Raw genomic sequence first — 23631 nt, 5'->3', positions numbered from 1 at the left:
CACAGTCGTCTCCGGGAAGAGTCCGATCAGTCGAGCGAGGGAGAACGATGACCAAGGCGAGCGAGCTCATCCGGAGCCGGATCCGGGATGTGGCCGACTACCCCAAGACGGGGGTCCTGTTCAAGGACATCACCCCCTTGCTCGGCGACCACACCGCCTTCGCCGCGGTGATCGACGAGCTGTCGGAGGTGCACGCGAACGGGGTGGACAAGGTCGTCGGGATCGAGGCGCGCGGGTTCATCCTCGCCGCGCCGGTCGCCTACCACAGCGGTGCAGGGTTCGTTCCGGTACGCAAAAAGGGGAAACTGCCCGCAGCGACCTTTGAGGAGTCCTACGATCTGGAGTACGGCTCCGCGACGGTCGAGGTGCACCAGGACGCCTTCGCCCCGGGTGACCGCGTGCTGATCGTCGACGACGTGCTGGCCACCGGAGGGACTGCACAGGCGACAGCCGAGCTGGTACGGCGGGCGGGCGCCGAGGTCGTCGGAATTTCGGTCCTGCTGGAGTTGTCGTTTCTTAATGGACGGGAGCGGCTGCCCGGCCTCCTGGTGAGATCGTTGGTCGTCGTCTGACCGTCCGCCCCGGAGTCCTCGGAATCGACGACGATAAACTGAGGATCGACGGAGCGCAGGCGTAAGGAGACCGAGTGGCCCGTGAACTGGTATCGCCCGCCCCGGCGGCGTCGCGAGACGACGACGCCCGGACCCCCGTGAGCGAATCCGGTACCGAGCCCGGGACGGCCGACGGTGGTCAGGCCGAGCGCTCCCCGGTCGATCAGACTCGCCGGACCGAGGCGGTCGGCGGATCGGTGGGACGGCAGCAGGCCCCTTCGGGCCGGGCCGCAGGCTCCTCCACCGTACGGGTCCGCCGGCGGCTCGGCCGGCTCGGGGGGCAGTGGGGCGCCACGATGAATCCTGTCCTTGAACCACTCATCAAGACCACGCGCGCGACGCACCCGAAGGCCGACGTTCGGCTGATCGAACGCGCCTACGAGGTCGCGGCCTACCATCACCGGGATCAGAAGCGCAAGAGCGGCGACCCGTACATCACCCATCCGCTCGCCGTGGCGACCATCCTGGCCGAGCTCGGCACCGACGTCGAGACGCTCTGCGCGGCGCTGCTGCACGACACGGTCGAGGACACCGCCTACGGGCTGGACGAGCTGCGCGGCGACTTCGGCGACAAGATCGCGTTGCTGGTCGACGGGGTGACCAAGCTGGACAAGGTGAAGTTCGGCGACGCGGCGCAGGCCGAGACCGTGCGCAAGATGGTCGTCGCCATGTCCCGCGACATCCGCGTCCTCATCATCAAGCTGGCGGACCGGTTGCACAACATGCGCACCCTGCGCTATCTGCCCCGGCACAAGCAGGAGCAGAAGGCGCGGGAGACCCTGGAGATCTTCGCCCCGCTCGCCCACCGCCTGGGCATGAACACCATCAAGTGGGAGCTGGAGGACCTCGCCTTCATGGCGATGTTCCCCAAGCGCTACGACGAGATCGCCCGGATGGTGTCCGAGCGCGCGCCGCGCCGCGACCTCTTCCTGCAGGAGGTCATCCAGGACGTCTCCGGAGACCTGCGGGAGGCGAAGATCAGGGCGACGGTCAAGGGCCGCCCCAAGCACTACTACTCGATCTATCAGAAGATGATCGCCCGCGACGTGGCCTTCGACGACATCTACGACCTGGTCGGGATCCGGGTGCTCGTCGACACGGTGCGGGACTGCTACGCCACCCTCGGGACGATCCACGCCCGGTGGAACCCCGTCCCCGGGCGCTTCAAAGACTACATCGCGATGCCCAAGTTCAACATGTACCAGTCCCTGCACACCACGGTGATCGGCCCGGAGGGCAAGCCGGTGGAGCTGCAGATCCGGACGCGGGGCATGCACCACCGGGCGGAGTACGGCGTTGCGGCCCACTGGAAGTACAAGGAGGACGTCGGGGGTTCCCCCGCCAAGGGCAAGCCCGCCGGGGACATGGCCTGGCTGCGTCAGCTCCTGGACTGGCAGAAGGAGACCGCCGACCCCGGCGAGTTCCTGGAGTCGCTGCGCTTCGACCTCTCGGTCTCGGAGGTCTTCGTCTTCACCCCGCGCGGGCAGGTCATCGCGCTGCCCGAAGGGGCCACCCCGGTCGACTTCGCGTACGCCGTGCACACCGAGGTCGGGCACCGATGTATCGGCGCCCGGGTCAACGGGCGGCTCGTCCCCCTGGAGTCGCGGCTCAACAACGGGGACACCGTCGAGATCTTCACCTCGAAGTCGCCGGACGCCGGCCCGTCCCGGGACTGGCTGAAGTTCGTCAAGAGCGGCCGGGCACGGAACAAGATCCGGCAGTGGTTCTCCAAGGAGCGCCGGGAGACCGCGATCGAGGCCGGCAAGGAGGCCATCGGCCGGGCCATGCGCAAGCAGGGGCTCCCCCTCCAGCGGCTCATGTCGGGGGAGGCGTTGCTCGCCCTCGCGCGGGACCTGCGCCACGCCGACGTGTCCGCGCTGTACGCCGCCGTGGGCGAGGGACATCTGGCCGCGCAGGCGGTCGTACAGAAGCTCGTGCAGTCCCTGGGCGGCGTGGAGAGCGCCGAGGAGGACATCGCCGAGACCGCCTCGCCGACTCGGTCGAGGAGCCGCTCACGTTCCTCCACCGGGGCAGGGGTGATCGTCGCGGCCGAACCCGATGTCTGGGTGCGCCTGTCCCGGTGCTGCACCCCGGTTCCCGGGGATGAGATCGTGGGATTCGTCACCCGGGGTCACGGGGTCTCCGTGCACCGGGTGGACTGCACCAACGTCGCGCAGCTGCGGGAGCAGCCGGACCGGCTCGTCGACGTGACCTGGCAGCCGACCGAGGACTCGGTCTTCCTGGTGGCGATCCAGGTGGAGGCGCTGGACCGCCCGCGCCTGCTCTCCGACGTCACCCGGATGCTCTCCGATCAGCATGTGAACATCCTCTCCGCCTCGGTGTCCACCTCGCGCGATCGGGTGGCGCTCAGCAAGTTCACCTTCGAGATGGGGGATCCCAAGCACCTCGGCCACGTGCTCAAGGCCGTGCGCTCGGTCCCCGGGGTCTACGACGCCTACCGGGACACCAGCGGCTCCTGACCGGGGGCGGTACGGCCGTGTTCCGGCTTCGCCCTCGCTCTCCCATGCGGGAGAGCCTCATGTCAAGGCGGATGGGCGGCGGACACGTGTGGGTCTCTCACTCGGCGCGCTCGTCGAGGTCACGGCGCCGCCGAGCCAACGATCATAAGGGGTGTTTTCGCTCAAGTCCTTGTACGCACCCTATGAGCGGTACGATCCCTGTGCGGAGTTTACGATGCCGGTCGCGTCGTCGGGACGCTGGAGATGATCAGGCATTACGCCAATTTTACCGGCCATTTGATAGAAACTTGCCTTTGTTTGTGGCGCGAGATAGGTGGAGGAATCCCGGTGACCGGCGAGGACAGCAAGAGCCAACTGGCGCGTGAGCACAATGAGCGGAAGCTGAAGCGGGAGCGGAACAAGTCCCGGCGCGCCCCTGTCATCGCCGCCGTGACCACCGTCGTGCTGGTCGTCGGGGCGGTCGTCGGATGGGTCGCCCTCGGCGGGGACAGCGAGGCCAAGCCGCTGGCGGCGTCGAGCCCGACCCCCTCGGTGACGACACCCAGCCTGCCCCCGACCCCCACCCCGCCGGGCCAGGTTCGCTGCGAGTACCCGGCCGAGACCGTGGGGACCATCAAGAAGGTCGGGACGCCCCCGGCCAAGCCGGTGTCCGCCAAGACGATGACCGTCGTCACCAACCACGGCACGATCGTGATCGAGCTGGACGCCAAGAACGCGCCCTGCACGGTCAACTCCTTCGTCCACCTGGCCAAGAAGAACTTCTTCGACAACACCCCGTGCTACCGGCTCACCCAGGCGCGCACCTCCGCGCTGGACGTGCTCCAGTGCGGGGACCCGTTCGCCAAGGGCGACGGCAACGAGAAGGACGGCACGGGCAACCCCGACTACCGGGTGGCCGACGAGGCCCTCGGCACCTCCGACTACGCGGTGGGCACGGTCGCGATGCTCAACAACGGCGAGCCCAACACCAACGGGAGCCAGTTCTTCGTCGTCCACGGGGAGTTCCCGGTGGAGAACATCGGAGCGAACAACACCCCCTTCGGCAAGGTCGTCAAGGGGATGGACATCATCCACAAGATCGCAGCGGGTGGCAACACCATCCCGGAGAAGGAGCACGGCGAGCAGGGCCCGACTCCGCCGAAGATCCCGCTGATCGTCAAGGACCTGACCGTGTCCCGGAAGTGATCCCTCAGCCAACGGAAAACGCCTGCCGCGCAATGCGCGGCAGGCGTTTTCCGTAGTCGGGGCGGGAGCTACGGTCAGGAGAACTCGGCGAGGGTGCGCTCGGCCTCCACCAGCCAGGAGCGCCGGGCGGCGAGCGACTCCTCCGCGTTCTTCACGTCCTTGTCGCGGCCGGCGGCCCGGGCCTTCTCCAGCTGAGCCTCCAGCTGGGCGATCGAGGTCTTGAGCTGCGCCACCGCCCCCTGGGCGCGCGCCCGCGCCTCGGGGTTGGCCCGCTTCCACTCCGAGTCCTCGGCCTTGCGCACGGTCTCGTCGATCTTGCGCAGCGCGCCCTCCAGCCGGTCCCGCGACTCGCGGGGGACCGGTCCGTAGGCCTCCCAGCGCTCGTGGATCTGCCGCAGCGCCGTACGGGCCGCCCGCGCGTCCGTGATGGGAAGGATCTTCTCCGCCTCGGTGAGCAGCTGCTGCTTGGCCGTCTCGTTCTCCCGGAGCTCGGCGTCGCGCTCGGCGAAGACCGCGGAACGGTTCTGGAAGAACTGGTCCTGGGCGGCCTTGAAGCGCGTCCACAGCTCGTCCTCGACCTCACGGGAGGCCCGGCCGGCCGACTTCCAGTCCCGCATCATGTCGCGGTAGGCGGTCGCCGTCTGGCTCCAGTCGGTGGACGTGGCGAGGGCCTCGGCCTGGACGACGATTCGCTCCTTCACCGAACGGGCGGACTCGCGCTCCTCGTCCAGCCCGGCGAAGTAGGTCTTCCGGCGCTTGGCGAAGGTGGTGCGTGCCGCGGAAAGTCGCTTCCACAGCGCGGCCTCGGTCACCCGGTCGATCCGCTCGGCGCCCTTCCAGTCCTCCACGAGCTGGCGCAGACGCTCCCCGCCGGACTTCCAGTGGGTGGCGCCCTCGGCGATGCCCTCCGCCTCGGCCACGATGCGCTCCTTGACCCCGCGGGCCTCGGCCCTGGCCAGGTCCCGGGCGACCTTCACCTCCTCCCGGCGCTTTCCGACGAGTTCCGTCAACCCGTCGAGCCGTCCGAGCAGCGCGTCGAGGTCGCCCACGGCGTGCGCGTCGGTGATCGCCTCACGGAGCTTGGTGATGCCGAGCTGGGCCTGGGCGGGCGGCAGCTCGGTACCGCGGACGCGCTGCTCCAGCAGGTCCACCTCGGTCACCAAGGCGTCGTACTTGCGCCTGAAGTAGGCCAGGGCCTCCTCGGGCTCCCCGGCCTGCCAGGACCCGACGGCCCGTTCGCCCTCAGCCGTACGCACGTAGACGGTGCCGTCATCGTCTACTCGGCCCCACGGGTCGGTGGTCACCGTGTCCTCCTGCTTCGTCCAACGCGTCTGCACGTTATTACGTCAGTCAGCTCTTGTGGGAGATTGTCACGTCTTTTATCTCGACGGGGAGCTTGGGGGGTGTCGGCCCCTGTTCTCCATCGCCTTGCTTCGGGGTGATGTTTCCACCCTCGGCGACTTTCTTCAGGACGTCCATGCCCTTGACGACCTTGCCGAAGGGGGTGTAGTTCGCCCCGATTTGCGCTACAGGGAACTCCCCGTAGACAAAGAAGAACTGGCTCCCGTTGGTGTTCGGGCCACTGTTCGCCATGGCCACCGTACCCGGTTCGTACTGGGAAGAGCCAAGGGCCTCGTCCCCGAATCGGTAGTCCGGCCCGCCGGTTCCGTCCTGCTGGGTCCCGTCCCCCTTGGCGAGGGGGTCGCCGCACTGGAGGACGTCCAGGCCGGTGTCCTTGGACGCGGTCAGCCGGTGGCACTTGGTGCCGTCGAAGAAGTTCTCCTTCGCCAGGTGCACGAACGAGTTGACCGTGCAGGGCGTCTGCTTGGTGTTGAACTCGACGACGACGTCACCCTGGCTCGTCTTGAACGTGATCGTCTTGGCCTTGAGGTCGGGCTTGGCCGGAGGCGCGCCGACCTTCTTGACGTTGCCCGCCGCCTCCGCCTTGTAGTCGCAGCGGACCTGGTCGAGCGGGGTCGGGCTCGGGGTCGGCGTCGGCGACGGCGGGGCGGTGGGCGCCGTCGGGGTGGGGGTCGCGGCGGCGTTGACGCCGGCTTCGCTGTCGCCGCCTCCGAGTAGGGTGGTGGCGGCCACGATCCCGCCGACCACGACGATCACGCCGATGGCGGACCCGATCATCGTGTTCCGCTTCGCCTTGGCCTCACGCTGCGCACGGCGGGCCATCTGACGCTCGTGATGCTCCCGTGCCAGCTTCCTTTGGCGGTCCTTGCCGGTGGTCACCGCAACGCCCTCCCGAGACTGTGGTCGAGTTGCTCCTGCGCGATAATGAGGTGGGCGAATCGTACCGGGAGTCGGGTAAAGATTCGCAGCCCGCCGACCGGCACCGGTACCCTTCGGTTACATTCACATCCGATTTCCTTGACGCCTTGGATGAGTTCCGTGCTGATCGCCGGGTTTCCCGCAGGAGCCTTCGCCACCAATTGTTATGTCCTCGCACCCGCTCCGGGCGAGGAGTGTGTGATCGTCGACCCAGGTCAGAATGCGGTCGACGGCCTGGAGGACGTGCTGAGGGAGCATCGCCTCAAGCCGGTGGCCGTACTTCTCACCCATGGACATGTCGACCATATGTGGTCCGTGGCCCCGGTGTGCGGCGCGCGGGACATTCCCGCCTGGATTCACCCGGACGACCGAGAGTTGCTCACCGACCCGGGCAAGGGGCTCTCGCTCGCGGCCAAGCAGCAGTTCATGGGCGGGAAGGTGACCTTCACCGAGCCGGACGAGGTTCGTGAGCTCGCCGACGGTGCGACGCTCGGCCTCGCGGGCCTGGAGCTGGTCGTGGACCACGCTCCGGGGCACACCCGCGGGTCGGTGACCTTCCGGCTCGCCGCGGAGCAGGTGATGTTCTCCGGGGATCTGCTCTTCGCCGGGTCCATCGGCCGTACCGACCTGTACGGCGGCGACTACCCGACGATCCTGAAGAGCCTGGCGCGGGTGTGCCTGCCCTTGGCCGACGAGACCGTCGTGCTGCCCGGACACGGGCCGCAGACGACGATCGGGCGGGAGCGCGCGACAAATCCCTACCTTGTCAAACTGGCCGACGACGCCGACGCGGGTCCGCGTGGCGCCGGCCCGAGCAGGGGACTCTAAACCACCATGACCTTTCAGGCCCCCAAGGGGGTTCCCGAGTTCTGGCCGCCGCGTTCGGCGACGCTCACGGCGGTGCGCACGGCCTTCGCCGACGCCGCCGAGCGGGCGGGCTACGGCTACATCGAGGTGCCGGTCTTCGAGGAGACCCAGCTGTTCGCCCGCGGGGTCGGCGAGTCGACCGACGTGGTCTCCAAGGAGATGTACACCTTCGAGGACCGCGGCGGGCGTTCCCTGACCCTGCGCCCGGAGTTCACCGCGGGGGTGCTCCGCAGCGTCCTGGAGCACAACCTGCACACCGGGCAGCTCCCGGTCAAGCTCTGGACGACCGGTCCCGCGTTCCGCTACGAGCGTCCCCAGGCGGGTCGCTACCGCCAGTTCCAGCAGTTCGACCTGGAGGCGATCGGAACCGAGGACCCCACCGTGGACGCCGAGACGATCGCCATCGCCTGGGACGGCTATCAGGCGCTCGGGCTGTCCCGGGTCCGGCTGCTGCTGAACACGCTGGGGTGCAAGGAGTGCCGTCCCCTCTATCGCGCGGCGCTCCAGGACTTCCTGCGCGCCCTCGACCTGGACGAGGCCACCCGGCAGCGGGCCGAGATCAACCCGCTGCGGGTCCTGGACGACAAGCGGCCCGAGGTCCGGGCGAAGGTGGACGCCGCGCCGTTGATCACCGATCACCTCTGTGCCTCCTGCAAGGCCCACCACGACCAGGTCAGGGAGCTGCTCGCCGACCTCTCCATCCCCTGGGAGGACACGCCCCGGCTGGTGCGCGGGCTGGACTACTACACCCGCACCACCTATGAGTTCGACCACCCGATGCTCGGCGCCCAATCCGGCATCGGCGGCGGCGGGCGGTACGACGGGCTCTCCGAGGACATCGGCGGCCCCCCGCTCCCCGGCATCGGGTTCGCGGTCGGCGTCGACCGGATCATCCTCGCGGTGGAGGCCGAGCACGGGCCCGGCGCGGCCGGCCAGGCCCGCTGCGAGGTGTACGGCGTCCCGCTCGGCGAGCGGGCGGCCCGCGCCGTGTTCGGTCTCGTCACCGAACTGCGCCGGGCCGGGGTCGCCGCCGACATGGCGTTCGGCGGCAAGGGCCTGAAGGGCGCCATGAAGGGCGCCGACCGTTCCGGTGCCGCTTTCGCGGTGATCCTCGGCGAGCGGGACCTCGCCGCGGGGTCCGCACAGGTCAAGACGCTGGAGACCGGCGAGCAGAGCGAAGTCCCCCTGACTGAGATCGTGATGAAGCTGAAGGAAAGGCTGGGTAAATGATCCGCACGCACACGGCGGGCTCGCTGCGCGGGACAGACGCGGGGACTCGGGTCGTCCTGGCCGGCTGGGTGGCCAGACGCCGTGACCACGGCGGGGTCGTCTTCATCGACCTGCGCGACGCCTCGGGGACCGCGCAGGTGGTCTTCCGGGAGGAGGAGCACGCGCACGACCTCCGGTCCGAGTTCTGCGTGAAGATCTCCGGAGAGGTACGGCTGCGTCCCGAGGGCAACGAGAACCCCGAGATCCCCACCGGTGAGATCGAGGTCGTCGCCGACGAGGTGGAGATCCTCAGCGAGTCCGCGCCGCTGCCGTTCCCGATCGAGGGCTCCTCCGGCGTCTCGGAGGAGGCGCGGTTGAAGTACCGCTACCTCGACATGCGGCGGGCGGAGCTCGCCCGCGCGATCCGGTTGCGCTCACAGGCGACGGGCGTCGTCCACCAGGTCCTGGGGGAGCGGGGCTTCCTCAACGTCGACACCCCGAACCTCACCCGTTCCACTCCCGAGGGCGCCCGCGACTTCCTGGTGCCGGTCCGCCTCCAGCCGGGCAACTGGTACGCCCTGCCCCAGTCCCCGCAGCTGTTCAAGCAGCTGCTCATGGTCGGCGGTCTGGAGCGCTACTACCAGCTGGCCCGCTGCTTCCGGGACGAGGACCTGCGCGCGGACCGCCAGCCCGAGTTCACCCAGATCGACATCGAGATGTCGTTCGTCGACCAGGACGACGTGATCGAACTGGGCGAGGCGCTGATCGGCCGGGTGTGGCGGGAGACCATCGGCTACGAACTGCCCACCCCGCTGCCCCGGCTCACCTACGCCGACGCCATGGCCCGGTACGGGTCCGACAAGCCGGACCTGCGGTTCGACTGCGAGCTCGTGGACATGACGGCGTACTTCGCCGGCACCTCCTTCCGGGTGTTCCAGGCGGAGTACGTCGGCGCGGTCGTGATGCCCGGCGGCGCGTCCCAGACCCGCAAGGAGCTCGACGGCTGGCAGGACTGGGCCAAGGCCCGCGGCGCCCGCGGGCTCGCCTACGTGCTCGTCCAGGCCGGCGGCGAACTCGGCGGTCCCGTCGCCAAGAACCTCTCCGAGCAGGAGCGCGCCGGGCTGGCGGCGGCGGTGGGCGCGGCCGAGGGGGACGCGGTGTTCTTCGCCGCAGGGGAGGCGCGCGGTTCCCGCGAGCTGCTCGGCGCGGCCCGGCTGGAGATCGGCCGCAGGTGCGGCCTCATCGACGAGTCGCGGTGGAACTTCCTGTGGATCGTCGACGCCCCCATGTTCGAGCCGGTGACCGACGAGAAGACCCTGCAGACCGGCTGGACCGCGGTGCACCACCCCTTCACCGGGCCCAAGCCCGAGTGGGCGGAGAACTTCCAGGACAACCCCGGCGAGGCGCTCGCCTACGCCTACGACATGGTCTGCAACGGCATGGAGATCGGCGGGGGCTCCATCCGGATCCACCGTGCCGAGATGCAGCAGCGCGTCTTCGACGTGCTCGGCATCTCCAAGGAGGAGGCGGAGAGCAAGTTCGGCTTCCTCCTGGAGGCATTCAAGTTCGGTCCGCCCCCGCACGGCGGCATCGCCTACGGGTGGGACCGGATCTGCATGCTCCTCGCCGGCGGCGACTCGATCCGCGACGTGATCGCGTTCCCCAAGACCGCCTCCGGTTTCGACCCGTTGACCGGCGCCCCCACTCCGATCACCGCGGAGCAGCGCAAGGAGGCGGGCGTGGACGGCCGTTCCCAGAACGCCTGACCCGGACGGAAGCGGATGTCGTGGGGCGCGCTCTCAGGGGCGCGCCCCACGACACGTCTTCCGGCGGGTCAGCCGAGGCGGGCCTGGTAGACGGCGCGGGCCTGTTCGAGGTCGGCCAGGACGTCGTCCAGGTGTTCGGCGGTGTGGAAGACCCCGCGGGTCAGCAGGGCCTGTTCCAGGCGGTCCAGCCAGTCCAGGCACCACATGAGGTCCTTCTGGCGGGCGACGTGGGCTCCGGCGACGTCCAGGTAGACGGGGCTGGAGTGGGCGTAGGCGCTGGGCCCCAGGACCCGGGGGTGGGCGGGCCCCTCCGCCACGGCGACGATGTAGGTGGGTTCGGTCACGGTCAGCACCGTCTGGAGTTCGCCGCCTTCCCCGCTGAAGTCGGCGCAGGCCTGGACGCCGTCCGCGGTGCGGATCTCCACCCGCCCCACCTCGGGCCCCACGGCCTTGGCCCGTACCAGCACCGCGGTCCCCGGGACGAGGTCGAGGGTGTCGCCCGGACCGTGACCGTCGACGGTGAGCTCCAGCCAGGGTCCGTTGGTGGCGATCGTCGCGCCCGCCCGGATGGCACGGGCGAACGACTCGGCGCTGAGCCGGCCGTCGACCCGGGCGTAGACCCGGGCCCAGCCGGGCGGGTTGGACTGGGTGCCGCAGCGGGTGTAGGAGAGGAAGACGTCGGTGCCGGCGGTCGCGGCGAGGCGGTTTCCCGCGCCCAGCAGCCTGCGGAAGACGACCGCGGTGGTCTGCGGCGAGGCGTGGGTGAGGACGTCGAGGCTGTCCACGAGGCCGAGCGCCGCGTCCACGACGAGGCCTCGCGCCTCCGCCGACCGGCGGATGGTGTCGAACATCGGGGCGGGCGGGTCGTCCTCGCCCATCGGCAGGTAGAAGGGGTGGCTGTAGCCGAGCACGGCGCCGAGCCCCCGGAGTTCGCGGCAGGCGGCGCTGTTGCCCGGCCAGTCTTCGGGGTTGTCGCTCGCCCCGTGCCCGCTGTAGAAGCGGCGCGGCGGGGTGGCGGGGCCGAAGGCGTACATGTGCCCGTACAGTTCGGCGCGGTACTCCACGCCCATGCGGGCGATGTGGGAGGAGTCGGACCAGGGCAGGTCCCGGCCCGCCCAGACGTCGAGTGCCTCCCGCTCGAAGATCAGCGATGAGGTGTAGTTCCCGGCGAGCAGGTTGAGCACGTGCAGGTCCTCGCCGTGCTGCATGGCTTCGGCGAGGTGGGGGTCGGCTACCGTGTCGCCCGCGAAGTTCATGTGCACGTGGGTGTCGCCCCCGTACCACCCGTCGGCGACGGGATCGTAGAGCCGCTCGGGGGCGGACTCCACGAGGATCTCCTCCCCGGGGCCCGGGGTGAGGCGGGTGACGGTGACGCCGTACTCCATGCCGCGGGTCACCGTGACCGTGATCGGCGCGGCGGGTACGGCCACGAGCAGGTCGTCGCCGTGGAAGTAGCCGTGGCCGTGCCAGTCCCGCTTGGCGGGCGCGCCCTCCGGGTACCAGGCCTCGCCCGTGCCGTCGTCGGAGACCGACCAGCGGCAGGGCATCCCGGCGCGCAGGCGCAGTCGGGCGGCGGGCATCCGGCGGACCACCCCGGGGAGGGCGACGGGCCGCCCGTCCACCTCGATCACGGCGTCGGCGTCCGGCGGGACGGGAACCTCGATCAGCCGGGCGCCGTACGCGGGGATCGGCTCTCCCGCCACGGTGGCCGGCTCGGGGCGGCGCGAGTCGACGAGGAGGGTCCTGGCGACGGTCTGCCCGGGGAGCGCCGGCCGCGCCGTACCGGGTTCGAGGCGGACGCCGCCCGGGAGGAGGCGGAGCGCCATGAGGCCGGGTGGCAGGGCCCCGTCGAGGGTGTCGCGCAGGACGGCCTCGAAGTCGAGCGCGTGGGTGCGGTCGAGCCACGCGGCCCGGGTTTCCCGAGGGTGGTCGGCGGAGATCCGCTTCACCGCGGTGTCGATCAGACTCCAGGCGGAGGCGAACCGCATCGAGGTGATCAGTGGGACGGTGCTGGCTTTCGGCTGGCCCCAGGTGGGGCCGTGCTCGGCGAGGAGCCGCCGGTAGCCGGCGAGCATCCGGGCCACCGGAGCGGGAGTCGGTTCGTGGCAGGTGCACATGGAAAACCCCCCGGTCTTTCAAGGTAATTCCGACGGTAACCCCGCTCCGCGGCCGCTCCCGGCTCGCCCACGGCAAGCGTCCTACCGGCGATAAATGCTCTGCATCCCGGTGTAATCACTGTCTACCGCGATGTGGTGAACAAACGTTCGGTCACTTGCGTCATGAAAAGCAGGCAGAATTCCGAACCTCGGAACCGAGGGGGCGCGGGATCCGTGGTGAGGGATGAGACGAAGGAGCCCAGAGTGTTCGAACAGATTCTTGATCTTCCCGCGCACCCGTTGCTCGTGCACGCGGCGGTGGTGCTCATCCCGCTGCTCGCCCTGCTGGCCTCCGCCTACGGGCTGATCCCCCGGATCCGGGCGGCGACCGGCTGGGCGGTGGCCGCGCTCGCGGTGGCGGCGCCGGCGTCGGCCGCCGCGGCGTACCTCAGCGGCACCGCCTTCTACGACAGCCTGTTCGCCCGGGGCGTGCCCCCCGGCGAGCTGGGCGAGCGGGTCGTCACCCACGCCAACCTGGGCTCGCCGACCCTGTTCGCGGCCCTCGGCCTCGGCCTCAGCGCGGGAGTCCTGCTGTACGCGGTCGCCCGGGGGCCTCGCGTCCTGAGCCTGATCTTCACGGTGACGACCGTGCTCGCCGGCCTGGTGGCGCTCTTCCTCACCGTACGGGCCGGGCACACCGGGGCGACGGCGGTCTGGGGCCGGTAGAGTCGCATCGGTGGAGAGTCTGTTCGACGAGGCCGCGCAGGAGGCGGAGCGGGCCCAGGCCCCGCTCGCGGTCCGGATGCGCCCCCGCACGCTTGACGAGGTGGCCGGGCAACGGCATCTGCTCGGGCCGGGAACCCCGCTGCGCAGACTGGTCGAGGGCGACGCGTCCATGTCGCTCTTCCTGTGGGGGCCGCCGGGCACCGGCAAGACCACCCTGGCCTACGTGGTCGCCGGGGTGACCAAGCGGCGCTTCGTGGAGATCTCCGCGGTCTCGGCCGGGGTCAAGGAGGTCCGCGCGGCGATCGAGGAGGCCCGCCGCGCGGCCGCGATGACCGGGCGCCAGACCGTGCTCTTCGTGGACGAGGTCCACCGGTTCAACAAAGCCCAGCAGGACGCCCTGCTCCCCGCGGTGGAGAACCGGTGGGTGACCTTCATCGGCGCCACCACCGAGAACCCGTTCTTCTCCGTCGTCTCCCCGCTGCTCTCCCGCTCGCTGCTGCTCACCCTGGAGCCGCTCGCCGAGGAGGACCTGCGCGGGGTGCTGGAACGCGCCCTGGCCGACGAGCGGGGACTGGCGGGGCGGGTACGGCCCGCCGGGGCGGCCCTGGACCACCTGGTGCGGCTGGCTGGCGGGGACGCGCGCCGGGCGCTGACCTACCTGGAGGCGGCGGCCCTGCTGGTGGAGGACGGCCGGGAGATCACCGTGGAGGTGCTGGAGCGGGCCGCGGACAAGGCCGCCGTCCGCTACGACCGGCAGGGCGACCAGCACTACGACGTGATCAGCGCCTTCATCAAGAGCATGCGCGGCTCGGACGTGGACGCCGCCCTGCACTACCTGGCCCGGATGATCGAGGCGGGGGAGGACCCCCGCTTCATCGCCCGCAGGATCGTGATCTTCGCCTCCGAGGACGTCGGGATGGCCGACCCGACCTGCCTGCAGACCGCGGTCGCCACGGCGCAGGCGGTGGCGCTCATCGGGCTGCCCGAGGGCCGCATCAACCTCGCCCACGCGGTCGTCCACTGCGCGCTCGCCCCCAAGTCCAACGCCGTGGTGAAGGCGATCGGCGCGGCGATCGAGGACGTACGGCGCGGCGGGATCGGCCAGGTGCCGCCGCACCTGCGCGACGGGCACCACCCGGGGGCGGCCAAACTGGGGCACGGGGTCGGCTACCGCTACCCGCACGACGCCCCGCACGGGGTCGTCCGCCAGCAGTACCTCCCGGACCCGCTGGCCGGCCGGGCCTACTACGAGCCGACCGGGCACGGCGCCGAGGCGCGGATCTCCGAGCGCTGGAGCCGGATCCGCGCCCTGCTCCGCCCGCCCGGGTGACCCGGGAACTCACCGGCGCCATGTCGGCCATCTGAGAAGCCGGTACGGCCGGGCACGATAAGGTCTTGGGAATCCACCCGGGGTCGTCGTCGAGGGGACGGATCACCCATGCTCACCGCAGGAGAAGTCGCGGGCCTCATCGTCGCCGTCTTCTGGGCGATTCTGGTCAGCTTCGTCGTGGTCATGCTGATCAAGCTGGCGCGGCTGCTCAACCAGACGACCCGGATGGTCGCCGAGCTCAACAAGCGGGTGGTCCCCCTCCTCGACGACGTCTCCGTGACCGTGACCGAGACCAACCGGCGGCTCGCCGGGGCCGAGGCGATCAGCGACGACGCCAAAGTGGTCAGCGGCAACCTCGCCCGGCTCACCGCCGTGCTCAACCTGCTGGTCACCACGCCGGTGCTGAAGCTGGCCGCGCTCGCCGCCGGCGTCCGCGGGGCCGTCGCGGCACGGCGGCGCCCGGAGCTGGAGAAGGGGCGCGGCCGATGATCCGCCGGCTCTTCTACATGAGCCTCGGGGCGGCGATCGCGATCTGGGCTTTGCGTAAACTTCAATCGTTGAGCCCCGGCGGTCTCGCCCATCGGGCGGCGCACGGAGCGCTGGGCGTGCTGGGCGCCGCGCGGGAGTTCGCCGCCGACGTACGGGAAGGCGCCGCGCGTCGGGAAATCGAGTTGCGCGCGGAGCTGGGCCTCGACACCGTTTCCGGTATATCCGGTCTATCCACCCACCAATACGTAAAGGACGGCCGCTGAGATGGAGTCGGCAGAGATCTCCCGCCGCTTCCTGCGCTTCTTCGAAGAGCGCGGGCACACCGTCGTGCCCTCGGCGAGCCTGATCGCCGAGGACCCGACGCTCCTGCTGGTGAACGCCGGGATGGTGCCGTTCAAGCCCTACTTCCTGGGTCAGCGGCGCCCGCCCTACCCCCGGGCCGCGAGCGTGCAGAAGTGCATGCGCACCCTGGACATCGACGAGGTCGGCCGTACCACCCGGCACGCCAGCTTCTTCCAGATGCTCGGCAACTTCTCCTTCGGCGACTACTTCAAGGCCGACGCCATCCCCTTCGCCTGGGAGCTGCTCACCAAGCCCGAGTCCGAGGGCGGTTTCGGCTTCGCCGAGGACCGGATGTGGGTGACCGTCTACCTCGACGACGACGAGGCCGCCGACATCTGGCACCGGGTGGTCGGCATCCCCGTCGAGCGCATCCAGCGGCGCGGCATGGCCGACAACTTCTGGTCCATGGAGGTCCCCGGACCCTGCGGCCCCTGCACCGAGATCTACTACGACCGCGGTCCCGATTACGGCCGCGAGGGCGGCCCGATCGCGGACGAGAACCGCTACCTCGAAGTGTGGAACAACGTCTTCATGCAGTTCGAGCGGGGGGCCGGCGGCACCAAGTCCGACTTCCCGATCCTCGGCGAGCTCCCGGCCAAGAGCGTGGACACCGGGATGGGCCTGGAGCGGATGGCCGCCATCCTGCAGGGCGTCGACAACATCTACGAGATCGACACCACCTACCGGATCCTGGACCGGGCCGCCGACCTCACCTCCTCCAAGTACGGCCGGGACCACCGCACCGACGTATCGCTCCGGGTCGTCGCCGACCACCTGCGGGCGGGTGTCATGCTCGTCTCCGACGGCGTCGCCCCCTCCAACGAGGGCCGCGGGTACGTCCTGCGGCGCATGCTTCGCCGGGCCATCCGCAACCTGCGCCTGCTGGGCGCCGGGGACGACCGCTACATGCACGCGCTGACCGACACCACGATCAAGGCGCTGGGCGAGCAGTACCCCGAACTCGGCACCGACGCGGCCCGCATCCACACGGTGATCGACGCCGAGGAGGAGGCGTTCCTCTCCACGCTGCGCACCGGGACGGCGATCTTCGACGCCGCGGTGGAGGAGACCAAGCGGGCCGGCCGGACCTCGCTCGCCGGAGCCCAGGCGTTCCAGCTGCACGACACCTACGGCTTCCCCATCGACCTCACACTGGAGATGGCTTCCGAGGCGGGGCTCGCGGTCGACGAGGAGGGGTTCCGCGGCCTCATGGCCGAGCAGCGGGCCCGCGCCCGGGCCGACGCGCTCGCCAAGAAGACCGGCAACGCCGACATCTCGGTCTTCGGGCAGCTGCTTGAGCTCGCGGGCCGGATCGAGTTCCTCGGCTACGACGAGTCGGACTCCGACAGCGAGGTGGTCGGCCTCATCGTGGACGGCGCCTCGGTGCTCGCCGCGGGGGAGGGCACCGCCGTCGAGGTGGTCCTCAACCGTACGCCGTTCTACGCCGAAGGCGGCGGCCAGCTGGCCGACCGGGGTTCCATCCGGACCTCCGACGGCGCCGAGGTGGAGATCGCCGACGTGCAGTCGCCGCTCGCCGGGCTGATCGTGCACCGGGGCGTGGTCCGCACCGGTGAGGTACGGGTCGGCGCCGACGCGCAGGCCCACATCGACGTCGAGCGCCGCCGCGCCATCTCCCGGTCCCACTCGGCCACCCACCTGGTCCACGCGGGCCTGCGCCGGGCGCTCGGGGAGTCGGCCGCCCAGGCCGGCTCGGAGAACTCGCCGGGCCGGTTCCGGTTCGACTTCACCGCCGGCGGCGCGGTCCCGGTCAACGTGCTGCGGGACATCGAGGACGAGGTGAACGAGGTGCTCGTGAACGACCACGAGGTACACGCCTTCCACACCTCGATGAAGGAGGCGCGCCAGATGGGCGCGCTGGCGATGTTCGGCGAGAAGTACGGCGACCAGGTCCGCGTCGTGGAGATCGGGGACTACTCCCGCGAGCTCTGCGGGGGAACCCACGTGGCGCGGTCGGGGCAGCTGGGCCTGGTCAAGCTCCTCGGGGAGTCCTCCATCGGCACCGGGGTCCGCCGGGTCGAGGCCCTGGTGGGGATCGACGCCTTCCGCTTCCTGGCCCGGGAGAGCGTGCTCGTCGCCCAGCTCAGTGAGCAGCTGAAGACCCCCCGTGAGGAGCTTCCCGAGCGGATCGACGGGATCGTCACCCGGCTCAAGGCCACCGAGCGGGATCTGGACCGGCTCCGCGCCGCCCAGGTGCTCGCCATCGCCCCCGAGCTGGTCAAGGGCGCCGAGGACGTCAACGGCGTCGCGGTGGTGATTCACCGCGCGCCTGACGGCACAAACGCTGATGACCTGCGTAAACTTGCCGTCGATGTGCGTAGTCGCTTTACCGGCGATCACGCTGTGGTGGTCGTGCTGGCCGGTGTCCCCGCTGATCGGCCCGTCGTGGTCGCCGCGGTCAACGAGGCGGGACGCCGGCGGTCGCTCAAGGCCGGGGAGTTCGTGGGTGTCGCCGCCAGGGCACTCGGAGGTGGCGGTGGCGGCAAGGACGACCTCGCGCAGGGCGGCGGCACCCGTCCTGAGGCGATCAAGGACGCCCTGGACGCGGTCGACAAGGCGATTCGCCTGCGGATCGGTTAGGGCGCCGATGAGAGTCGGGACCCGGCTCGGGGTGGACGTCGGCACCGTGCGTGTCGGCGTCGCCCGCAGTGACCCCTCCGGCCTGCTCGCCACTCCGGTGGAGACCGTTCCGCGGGGACGCGGCGACCTCCACCGGATCGCCGAGCTCGTGGCCGAGTACGAGTGCGTCGAGGTGCTGGTCGGCCTGCCGGTGTCGCTCTCCGGTAAGGAGGGGCCCGCCGCGGCGGCGGCGCGGGGGTTCGCCCGCGATCTGGCCGCGCGACTGGCGCCGGTCCCGGTCCGCCTCGTCGACGAGCGGCTGACCACGGTCAGCGCCGAGCAGTCGCTGCGCGCGAGCGGGGTGAAGGGCAAGGATCGGCGCAAGGTGGTGGACCAGGCCGCGGCGATCGTGCTGCTGCAGGCCGCGCTCGACTCCGAGCGGGCCACGGGACGGGAGCCGGGCAGCCTCGTCCAGACCGGCGGGTGAGGGCCCGCCGCTTCGGGTTGGTCACCATCGACCCGGCGAATAGAATCACGAAGTTCACTGACATAGAGAGTGAATTTGTGAAATTTCGCACAGAGCTAAGTCGTTACCCCAGGCGGCACTGATGTCCGGCGGCCTCACCTCGGGCCGTTCGGGGATCGGTGCTCGCGCCCGCACGGAGGGCAGTCGGGCTGTTCCGCTTGACGCGGAGGCTGCTGACCAGGGAGATTGGCCAGCGCATCTATGAGCGACAACGATTTCGAGTTCTTCGACGGCGAAGACGACGAGTACCGAACCCGACGGGGATCCCCCCGCCGGTCCCGCGGCGACGGCCGCGGCCCGGCCGGCGGGCGAGGCTCCGGTGGTCGGCGATCCGCCGGTCGGCGTACCAGGCGTAGGCGCAGGAGGGGCGGCTCCGGCCGCTGGATCGCCCCCCTGCTCGCGGTGCTCGTCCTGGCCGTCGTCGTCGGCGGCGGCGGATACTACGGCTACCAGTGGGTCCGCGGCGTCTTCCACGTCCCCGACTTCACCGGGCCCGGCAGCGGGGACGTCGTGGTCACCATCAAATCCGGGGACACCACCACCGACATCGGCAACAGCCTGGCCAAGCTCGGGGTGGTGGCCAGCGCGAAGGCGTTCACGCAGGCGGCTGACGCGGAGGGCAAGGACGGTTCGTTCCAGCCGGGCCAGTACCGCGTGCGCAAGGGCATGGCCGCCGCCGGTGTCGTCCCGCTGCTCGACCCGGACAAGCGCCTCCAGACCACGGTGACGATCAAGGAAGGCTGGCGCCTCAAGCAGATCCTGCCGGAGCTGGCCAAGAAGACCGGCATCAAGCTCGCCGAATTCGAGAAGGCGGCGAAGAACGGCCGCGCCTTGGGCCTGCCGTCCTACGCCGGCGGGCGTCTTGAGGGATACGCCTTCCCCGCCACGTACCAGATCGAGCCGGGCAAGACCGCGACGGACGTGCTCTCCGCCATGGTGCAGCGCTACAAGCACGCGGCCGACGAGCTGGACCTGGAGTCCTCCGCCAAGCAGGTCCGCCTGACTCCGGCGCAGATCATGATCCTGGCGAGCATCGTGCAGGCGGAGGCGGGCAGCGTCGAGGACATGGGCAAGATCAGTCGGGTCATCTACAACCGGATGGCCAAGAACCCGCCGATGAAGCTGGAGATGGACAGCACGGTGATGTACGCGCTCGGCAAGTTCGGGCTCGCCGCCACCCACAAGGAGACGGCCACCCAGTCGCCGTACAACACCTACTACGTCACCGGGTTCCCTCAGGGGCCCATCGGCAACCCCGGCGAGGACGCGATCAAGGCGGCGCTGAACCCGACCCCCGGCAACTGGATCTACTTCGTGACGGTCGACCCCAAGACGGGTACCACGAAGTTCACCCACGACTACGCCCAGCACCAGCAGTGGGTGCGCGAGTTCAACCGCGCCACCGGCGGCGGGTGAGGCACCGATGTGCATGCCGCAGCTCACCCTTTGCGCTGTGCTGGGGTCGCCGATCGCGCACTCCCTCTCACCCGCCCTGCACCGGGGCGCCTACGCGGCGATGGGCCTGGACGACTGGCGGTACGCCGCGATCGAATGCGACGAGGCGGGCCTGCCCGCCCTGATCGACGGACTCGACGACCGCTGGGCGGGACTCTCCCTCACCATGCCGCTCAAGCGGGCCGTGCTCCCGCTGCTGGACGAGGTGTCGCCGCTCGCGGTCGCCGTCGGCGGCGCCAACACCGTCCTGCTCGGCGGCGGCGTCCGCCGCGGTGACAACACCGACGTGTACGGCATCGTGCGCGCGCTGGAGGAGGCCGGGGCCGGCAAACCGGGGTCCGCGATCGTCCTCGGCGGCGGCGCTACCGCCTGCTCCGCCCTGGCGGCGCTCCAGCAACTCGGCCTCTCCGAGGCGACCCTGCTGGTCAGGGAGGTCACCCGGGCGGGGGAGGCCCTCGCCGCCGCCGAACGCCTCGGCGTCGCGGCAGCCGTACAACCGCTTGCTCAGGCCTCGTTCGAGGCCGACCTGGTGATCTCCACCCTGCCGTCCGGCGGCGCCGACGCCTACGCCGAGCGCATCGCCGCATCGGCCCCCACGGTGTTCGACGTGGCCTACGCCCCCTGGCCGAGCCCCCTCGCGGAGGCGGTACGGCGTGCCGGGGGCACGGTCGTCGGCGGCTTCGAGATGCTCCTGCACCAGGCGGCCCGCCAGGTCGAGCTGATCACCGGCCGCCACGACGTCCCGGTCGAGGCGATGCGCGCCGCGGGCCTGAAGGAACTCGCCGCCCGCTCCTGAGCACCTGTCGAGCCTCTGTTTCAGGCCGGATTCACCCTGAACCGGCCACGCGGTCGTTTTCCTCGACCGCGCGGCCGGTCCGGGTGATTTCGCTCGCCGGCCGAGGCCAGGAGGCCGGGGACACCTCACCGGCGCCTACGGCTCCGCTCGCCGTGCCTCGGGTGCCCGAGGATCACCTTGACGGGGAAACACCGCGGTGACGGCGCACAGCGCGACCATGCCGACGACCGCGACGAGTCCGGAATCGAAATACCGGAGGAGCAAGGCCATGTAGGCGAACGAGGGCAGCGCAAGAAGGATCAGGAGGCGGCGGCCGGTCGCCGATCGGAGTGCGAGACCGGCGGTCACGGCGAAGACGGCGAGCCCCGCGAGGAAGGCGGGGGTGAAGCGGGCTAGTTCCTCCACCCAGATGAACGCGGTCAGCAGCCCGGCGAAGCCCAATGCCAACCTGGCAGGCCCCAGGGACTTCAGCCCACGTCGTGGCTCCCTCAGGAGAGTCAGGGAGACGGTGGCCACCAGGGGGACCAGCTTCTCCCAGGTGGTCAGATAGGTGGCCAGGGCGAGCGGTCCGGGGGCGGGGATGCTGTGTTCAAGCACCATCAAGTAGACGAACGTCTCCTCGACGGCGATCAGAGCCCAGGCGAGACCGGCCGCCGGCCAACGTCGTCCGGCGCCCATCAACAGGAGGCCGCCGATCGGCAGGAGGGCGGATGCGACGATGAAAGGCCATTCCGCGATGGGAAGGATGTCACCCGTGCGGTCGGTGACCAGGCCGGTGAGCCACCTCATGCCTTGGAGACCTTGCATCGTCAGGCCGATGAGGGCGGCGATCAGCAGAGCGCGTTGCCAGTGGGCGGTCCGGTTGGGGCCGAAGGCGCGCCCGAACCGGATGAGCAGGGCACCCCTGGCCAGGTCGGCGGTGTCGCGGACGCCGGGGTGGCGTTGGCCGGGGTGCGCCCCCGCGAGCAGTACCCCGATCATCTCCTCCTCGTGGCGGGCCCGATGTTCCTTGGGGTACCAGGCGAGCAGTCGCCGGTAGCGGCAGGCAAGTGCTTCGCCTGGAGGTCCCACCGCAACGGCGGGCACGTTGTGCCGTCCGTCGCTCACGCTCGCCTTCCGGTGGTGCCGGGGCCGGTGTCGCCGACCTCACCGGTTTGGTCGCCTCGGGCACGGCGGAATCTGGAGGCGGTGACCGCCAGCGCGATCAGGCCCACGATCGTGAGGAGGTCGATCGGGGGGTTGAAGTCCCCGAAGAAGGCGAAGTACATGAGGGATACAAGGGCGGGGGAGAGGAAGAGGAGGGCGCGGCGGCCGGTCGCCGATCGCAGGGCGAGGCCTGCTGCCAACGCGGTGGCGAAGAGCTGGGGGTTCAGCTCGTCGTACAGGACACCGACAGGTATGTGGCCGAAGAACACCACCCAGGTGCCGTACGCGATCAGGCCCCCGAGCACCGGAGTGATCCGGCTCCACCGTAGGGACTTCAGCGAGTGCCATGGCTCTTTGGCGAGGGTGAGCGAGATCGCGGTGGCCGCGGAGAGCACGGTCGGCCACTGGAGCAGCGGGTCGTTTGGCCCGATCATCTCGGGCGCGGGTATGAGGTAGGTGCCCATCACGGTGAACGTGACGGCTTGTTCGGCGGCGAGCAGAGTCCAGGCGAGCCCGGCGACGAGCCACCGCCGGTTGGTACGCATCGCCCCGATGACGATCAACGGGAAGAGGGCAAGCGCTGAAGTAAAGGTCCACATCAAGGCGGGATCAGAGTCCTCGACCCGCGAAACGATCGCCCATTGTGCCATGGCACCCAGGCCCACGGTGGCTTGAAGCACGAGACCGATCACGCCGGCGATCAGCGACGCGCGTTGCCAGTCGGCGGCCCGGGTGGGGCCGAAGGCGCGTTGGAGCCGGATATGGAGGGCGCCCTTCGCCAGGTCGGCGGTGTCTCCGAGCCCTGGGTGGCGTTGACCGGGATGCGCCCCCGCGAGCAGCACCCCGATCATCTCCTCCTCGTGGCGGGCCCGATGGTCCCTGGGGTACCAGGCAAGGAGTTTGCGGTAGCGCCGGGTGAGCGCGGCCTCGTCCTGTTCCCAGGGGTCGGGGGAGGCGGGCAGCGGGAGGAGTCCTTCGTTCACGCTGTGCCTCCCGCGTAACCGGTGCGGAGCCGGGCGACGGCTTCCGCGGCGTTGCGGCGGAGCCGTTCGGCTTCGGTGGCGAGCCGGGTGGCTCCCTCGCCGGTGAGCCGGTAGTAGCGGCGGACCCGGCCGTCGACGATCTCCTCCCGGTCCTCGGCGATGAGCCCTTCGGTCTGCAACCGGTCGAGGGCGGCGTAGAGGGTGCCCGCGCGCAGTTTCACCCGGCCCGCGGAGATGCCGGTGACCTCGGTGATGATGGCGTAGCCGTGCTGGGGCCCGGAGGCCAAGGCGGTGAGTATGAGGAACGTGGGTTCCTGCATGGACCTCTCTGTCATGCCATCCACTATATACAGATGACATGACTATGCGAGGTGAAATCAGCCCGCCGGGATGAACGGGTTGAGGAGGCGGACGCCCGTCCGGGTGTAGTCCTTGGTGTTCCGGGTGACGAGAATCCAGTCGTTCACCCTGGCGGTGGCGGCGATCAGCCCGTCCACCACCGGCAACGACTCGGGGACGTTCATCCGCCCCCACTCCTGTACGACCTCGCCGGTGATCGGGGCGATGCGGTCGCCGAACTCTTCGCGCATTCTCGCGGCGTTCGGTCGGGCGCCGTCGCGGTCGTACGCGGCGATGCTCTCCAAGGCGTGGCAGGAGCGAGATCGGCGGCGGAGGGCCGACGGCTGTACGCGGTCAAGGCGTCGGGGGGTGAAGGGCTCGCCTGGGGGCTGTGATGAAGGGGCTGCGTGGCGGGTGCGCCTCGGTTA

Annotated in this window: 21 protein-coding genes; 14 read left to right on the top strand and 7 right to left on the bottom strand. The window is 70.3% G+C overall.

What is annotated here, in order from left to right; genetic code table 11:
• Window positions 1–47 precede the first annotated feature (47 nt).
• From RUR_RS01345 to RUR_RS01335, 3 genes are all read left to right on the top strand, one after another.
• The gene (locus RUR_RS01345; protein ID WP_283132973.1) at window positions 48–572 is read left to right on the top strand and encodes an adenine phosphoribosyltransferase; all 525 of its coding nucleotides are present in this window, start codon (window positions 48–50) and stop codon (window positions 570–572) included.
• Between the two features lie 335 nt (window positions 573–907).
• On the top strand, window positions 908–3091 hold the full coding sequence (locus RUR_RS01340) for a RelA/SpoT family protein (RefSeq protein ID WP_283133983.1): 2184 nt from the start codon (window positions 908–910) through the stop codon (window positions 3089–3091).
• A gap of 327 nt (window positions 3092–3418) precedes the next feature.
• A complete protein-coding gene (locus RUR_RS01335; protein ID WP_283132972.1) occupies window positions 3419–4276 on the top strand; it encodes a peptidylprolyl isomerase in 858 nt (285 codons plus the stop codon).
• A gap of 74 nt (window positions 4277–4350) precedes the next feature.
• Here the strand turns inward: RUR_RS01335 and RUR_RS01330 are convergent, their stop codons facing one another.
• Entirely contained in the window at window positions 4351–5580 is a 1230-nt protein-coding gene (locus RUR_RS01330; protein ID WP_283132971.1) for a DUF349 domain-containing protein, read from the bottom strand.
• Window positions 5581–5626: 46 nt separating this feature from the next.
• Complete coding sequence (locus tag RUR_RS01325) at window positions 5627–6517, bottom strand: peptidylprolyl isomerase (protein WP_283132970.1); 891 nt, start codon at window positions 6515–6517, stop codon at window positions 5627–5629.
• Window positions 6518–6676: 159 nt separating this feature from the next.
• On the opposite strand from RUR_RS01325, the gene RUR_RS01320 reads away from it, so the two are divergent.
• From RUR_RS01320 to aspS, 3 genes are read left to right on the top strand one after another with little or no spacing between them, the layout of a single operon-like run.
• Complete coding sequence (locus tag RUR_RS01320) at window positions 6677–7384, top strand: MBL fold metallo-hydrolase (protein ID WP_283133982.1); 708 nt, start codon at window positions 6677–6679, stop codon at window positions 7382–7384.
• A gap of 6 nt (window positions 7385–7390) precedes the next feature.
• Window positions 7391–8653 carry a histidine--tRNA ligase gene (hisS, locus tag RUR_RS01315; protein ID WP_283132969.1) on the top strand — a complete coding sequence of 421 codons (1263 nt, stop codon included), beginning with the start codon at window positions 7391–7393 and terminating at the stop codon, window positions 8651–8653.
• Window positions 8650–10398: an aspartate--tRNA ligase gene (gene aspS, locus RUR_RS01310; protein WP_283132968.1), complete on the top strand. Its 1749-nt coding sequence runs from the start codon at window positions 8650–8652 to the stop codon at window positions 10396–10398. The genes hisS and aspS overlap by 4 nt, the downstream gene beginning before the upstream one ends.
• Before the next feature lie 68 nt (window positions 10399–10466).
• Here the strand turns inward: aspS and RUR_RS01305 are convergent, their stop codons facing one another.
• Complete coding sequence (locus RUR_RS01305) at window positions 10467–12515, bottom strand: CehA/McbA family metallohydrolase (RefSeq protein WP_283132967.1); 2049 nt, start codon at window positions 12513–12515, stop codon at window positions 10467–10469.
• Window positions 12516–12758: 243 nt separating this feature from the next.
• Here RUR_RS01305 and RUR_RS01300 point away from each other — a divergent pair, with 243 nt between their 5' ends.
• The 8 genes from RUR_RS01300 (at window position 12759) to RUR_RS01265 (ending at window position 20735) form a co-directional block, all read left to right on the top strand.
• Window positions 12759–13220, top strand: a complete 462-nt coding sequence (locus RUR_RS01300) for a DUF2231 domain-containing protein (protein ID WP_283132966.1) — start codon at window positions 12759–12761, stop codon at window positions 13218–13220.
• Between the two features lie 10 nt (window positions 13221–13230).
• On the top strand, window positions 13231–14550 hold the full coding sequence (locus RUR_RS01295; protein ID WP_283132965.1) for a replication-associated recombination protein A: 1320 nt from the start codon (window positions 13231–13233) through the stop codon (window positions 14548–14550).
• 108 nt (window positions 14551–14658) lie between these two features.
• Complete coding sequence (locus RUR_RS01290; RefSeq protein ID WP_283132964.1) at window positions 14659–15039, top strand: DUF948 domain-containing protein; 381 nt, start codon at window positions 14659–14661, stop codon at window positions 15037–15039.
• Window positions 15036–15302, top strand: a complete 267-nt coding sequence (locus tag RUR_RS01285) for a hypothetical protein (protein WP_283132963.1) — start codon at window positions 15036–15038, stop codon at window positions 15300–15302. The genes RUR_RS01290 and RUR_RS01285 overlap by 4 nt, the downstream gene beginning before the upstream one ends.
• A 1-nt stretch (window position 15303) precedes the next feature.
• A complete protein-coding gene (gene alaS, locus RUR_RS01280; protein WP_283132962.1) occupies window positions 15304–17979 on the top strand; it encodes an alanine--tRNA ligase in 2676 nt (891 codons plus the stop codon).
• Between the two features lie 7 nt (window positions 17980–17986).
• Window positions 17987–18445, top strand: coding sequence for a Holliday junction resolvase RuvX (ruvX, locus tag RUR_RS01275; protein ID WP_283132961.1), 459 nt, complete (start codon window positions 17987–17989; stop codon window positions 18443–18445).
• Between the two features lie 240 nt (window positions 18446–18685).
• Window positions 18686–19900 carry an endolytic transglycosylase MltG gene (gene mltG, locus RUR_RS01270; protein ID WP_283132960.1) on the top strand — a complete coding sequence of 405 codons (1215 nt, stop codon included), beginning with the start codon at window positions 18686–18688 and terminating at the stop codon, window positions 19898–19900.
• A gap of 13 nt (window positions 19901–19913) precedes the next feature.
• Window positions 19914–20735 carry a shikimate dehydrogenase gene (locus RUR_RS01265; RefSeq protein WP_283132959.1) on the top strand — a complete coding sequence of 274 codons (822 nt, stop codon included), beginning with the start codon at window positions 19914–19916 and terminating at the stop codon, window positions 20733–20735.
• A gap of 135 nt (window positions 20736–20870) precedes the next feature.
• Here RUR_RS01265 and RUR_RS01260 read toward each other — a convergent pair whose 3' ends face one another.
• From RUR_RS01260 to RUR_RS01245, 4 genes are read right to left on the bottom strand one after another with little or no spacing between them, the layout of a single operon-like run.
• The gene (locus tag RUR_RS01260) at window positions 20871–21842 is read right to left on the bottom strand and encodes a hypothetical protein (protein ID WP_283132958.1); all 972 of its coding nucleotides are present in this window, start codon (window positions 21840–21842) and stop codon (window positions 20871–20873) included.
• Window positions 21839–22864, bottom strand: a complete 1026-nt coding sequence (locus RUR_RS01255) for a hypothetical protein (RefSeq protein WP_283132957.1) — start codon at window positions 22862–22864, stop codon at window positions 21839–21841. Before RUR_RS01255 ends, RUR_RS01260 begins: the two co-directional genes overlap by 4 nt.
• A complete protein-coding gene (locus RUR_RS01250) occupies window positions 22861–23199 on the bottom strand; it encodes a PadR family transcriptional regulator (protein ID WP_283132956.1) in 339 nt (112 codons plus the stop codon). Before RUR_RS01250 ends, RUR_RS01255 begins: the two co-directional genes overlap by 4 nt.
• 42 nt (window positions 23200–23241) lie before the next feature.
• The gene (locus RUR_RS01245) at window positions 23242–23508 is read right to left on the bottom strand and encodes a PIN domain-containing protein (protein ID WP_283132955.1); all 267 of its coding nucleotides are present in this window, start codon (window positions 23506–23508) and stop codon (window positions 23242–23244) included.
• Window positions 23509–23631: the final 123 nt, after the last annotated feature.

Source organism: Rhizohabitans arisaemae (assembly GCF_025996515.1).
Taxonomy (GTDB): Bacteria; Actinomycetota; Actinomycetes; order Streptosporangiales; family Streptosporangiaceae; genus Rhizohabitans; species Rhizohabitans arisaemae.
This window is presented reverse-complemented; position numbering and strand designations above follow the sequence as displayed.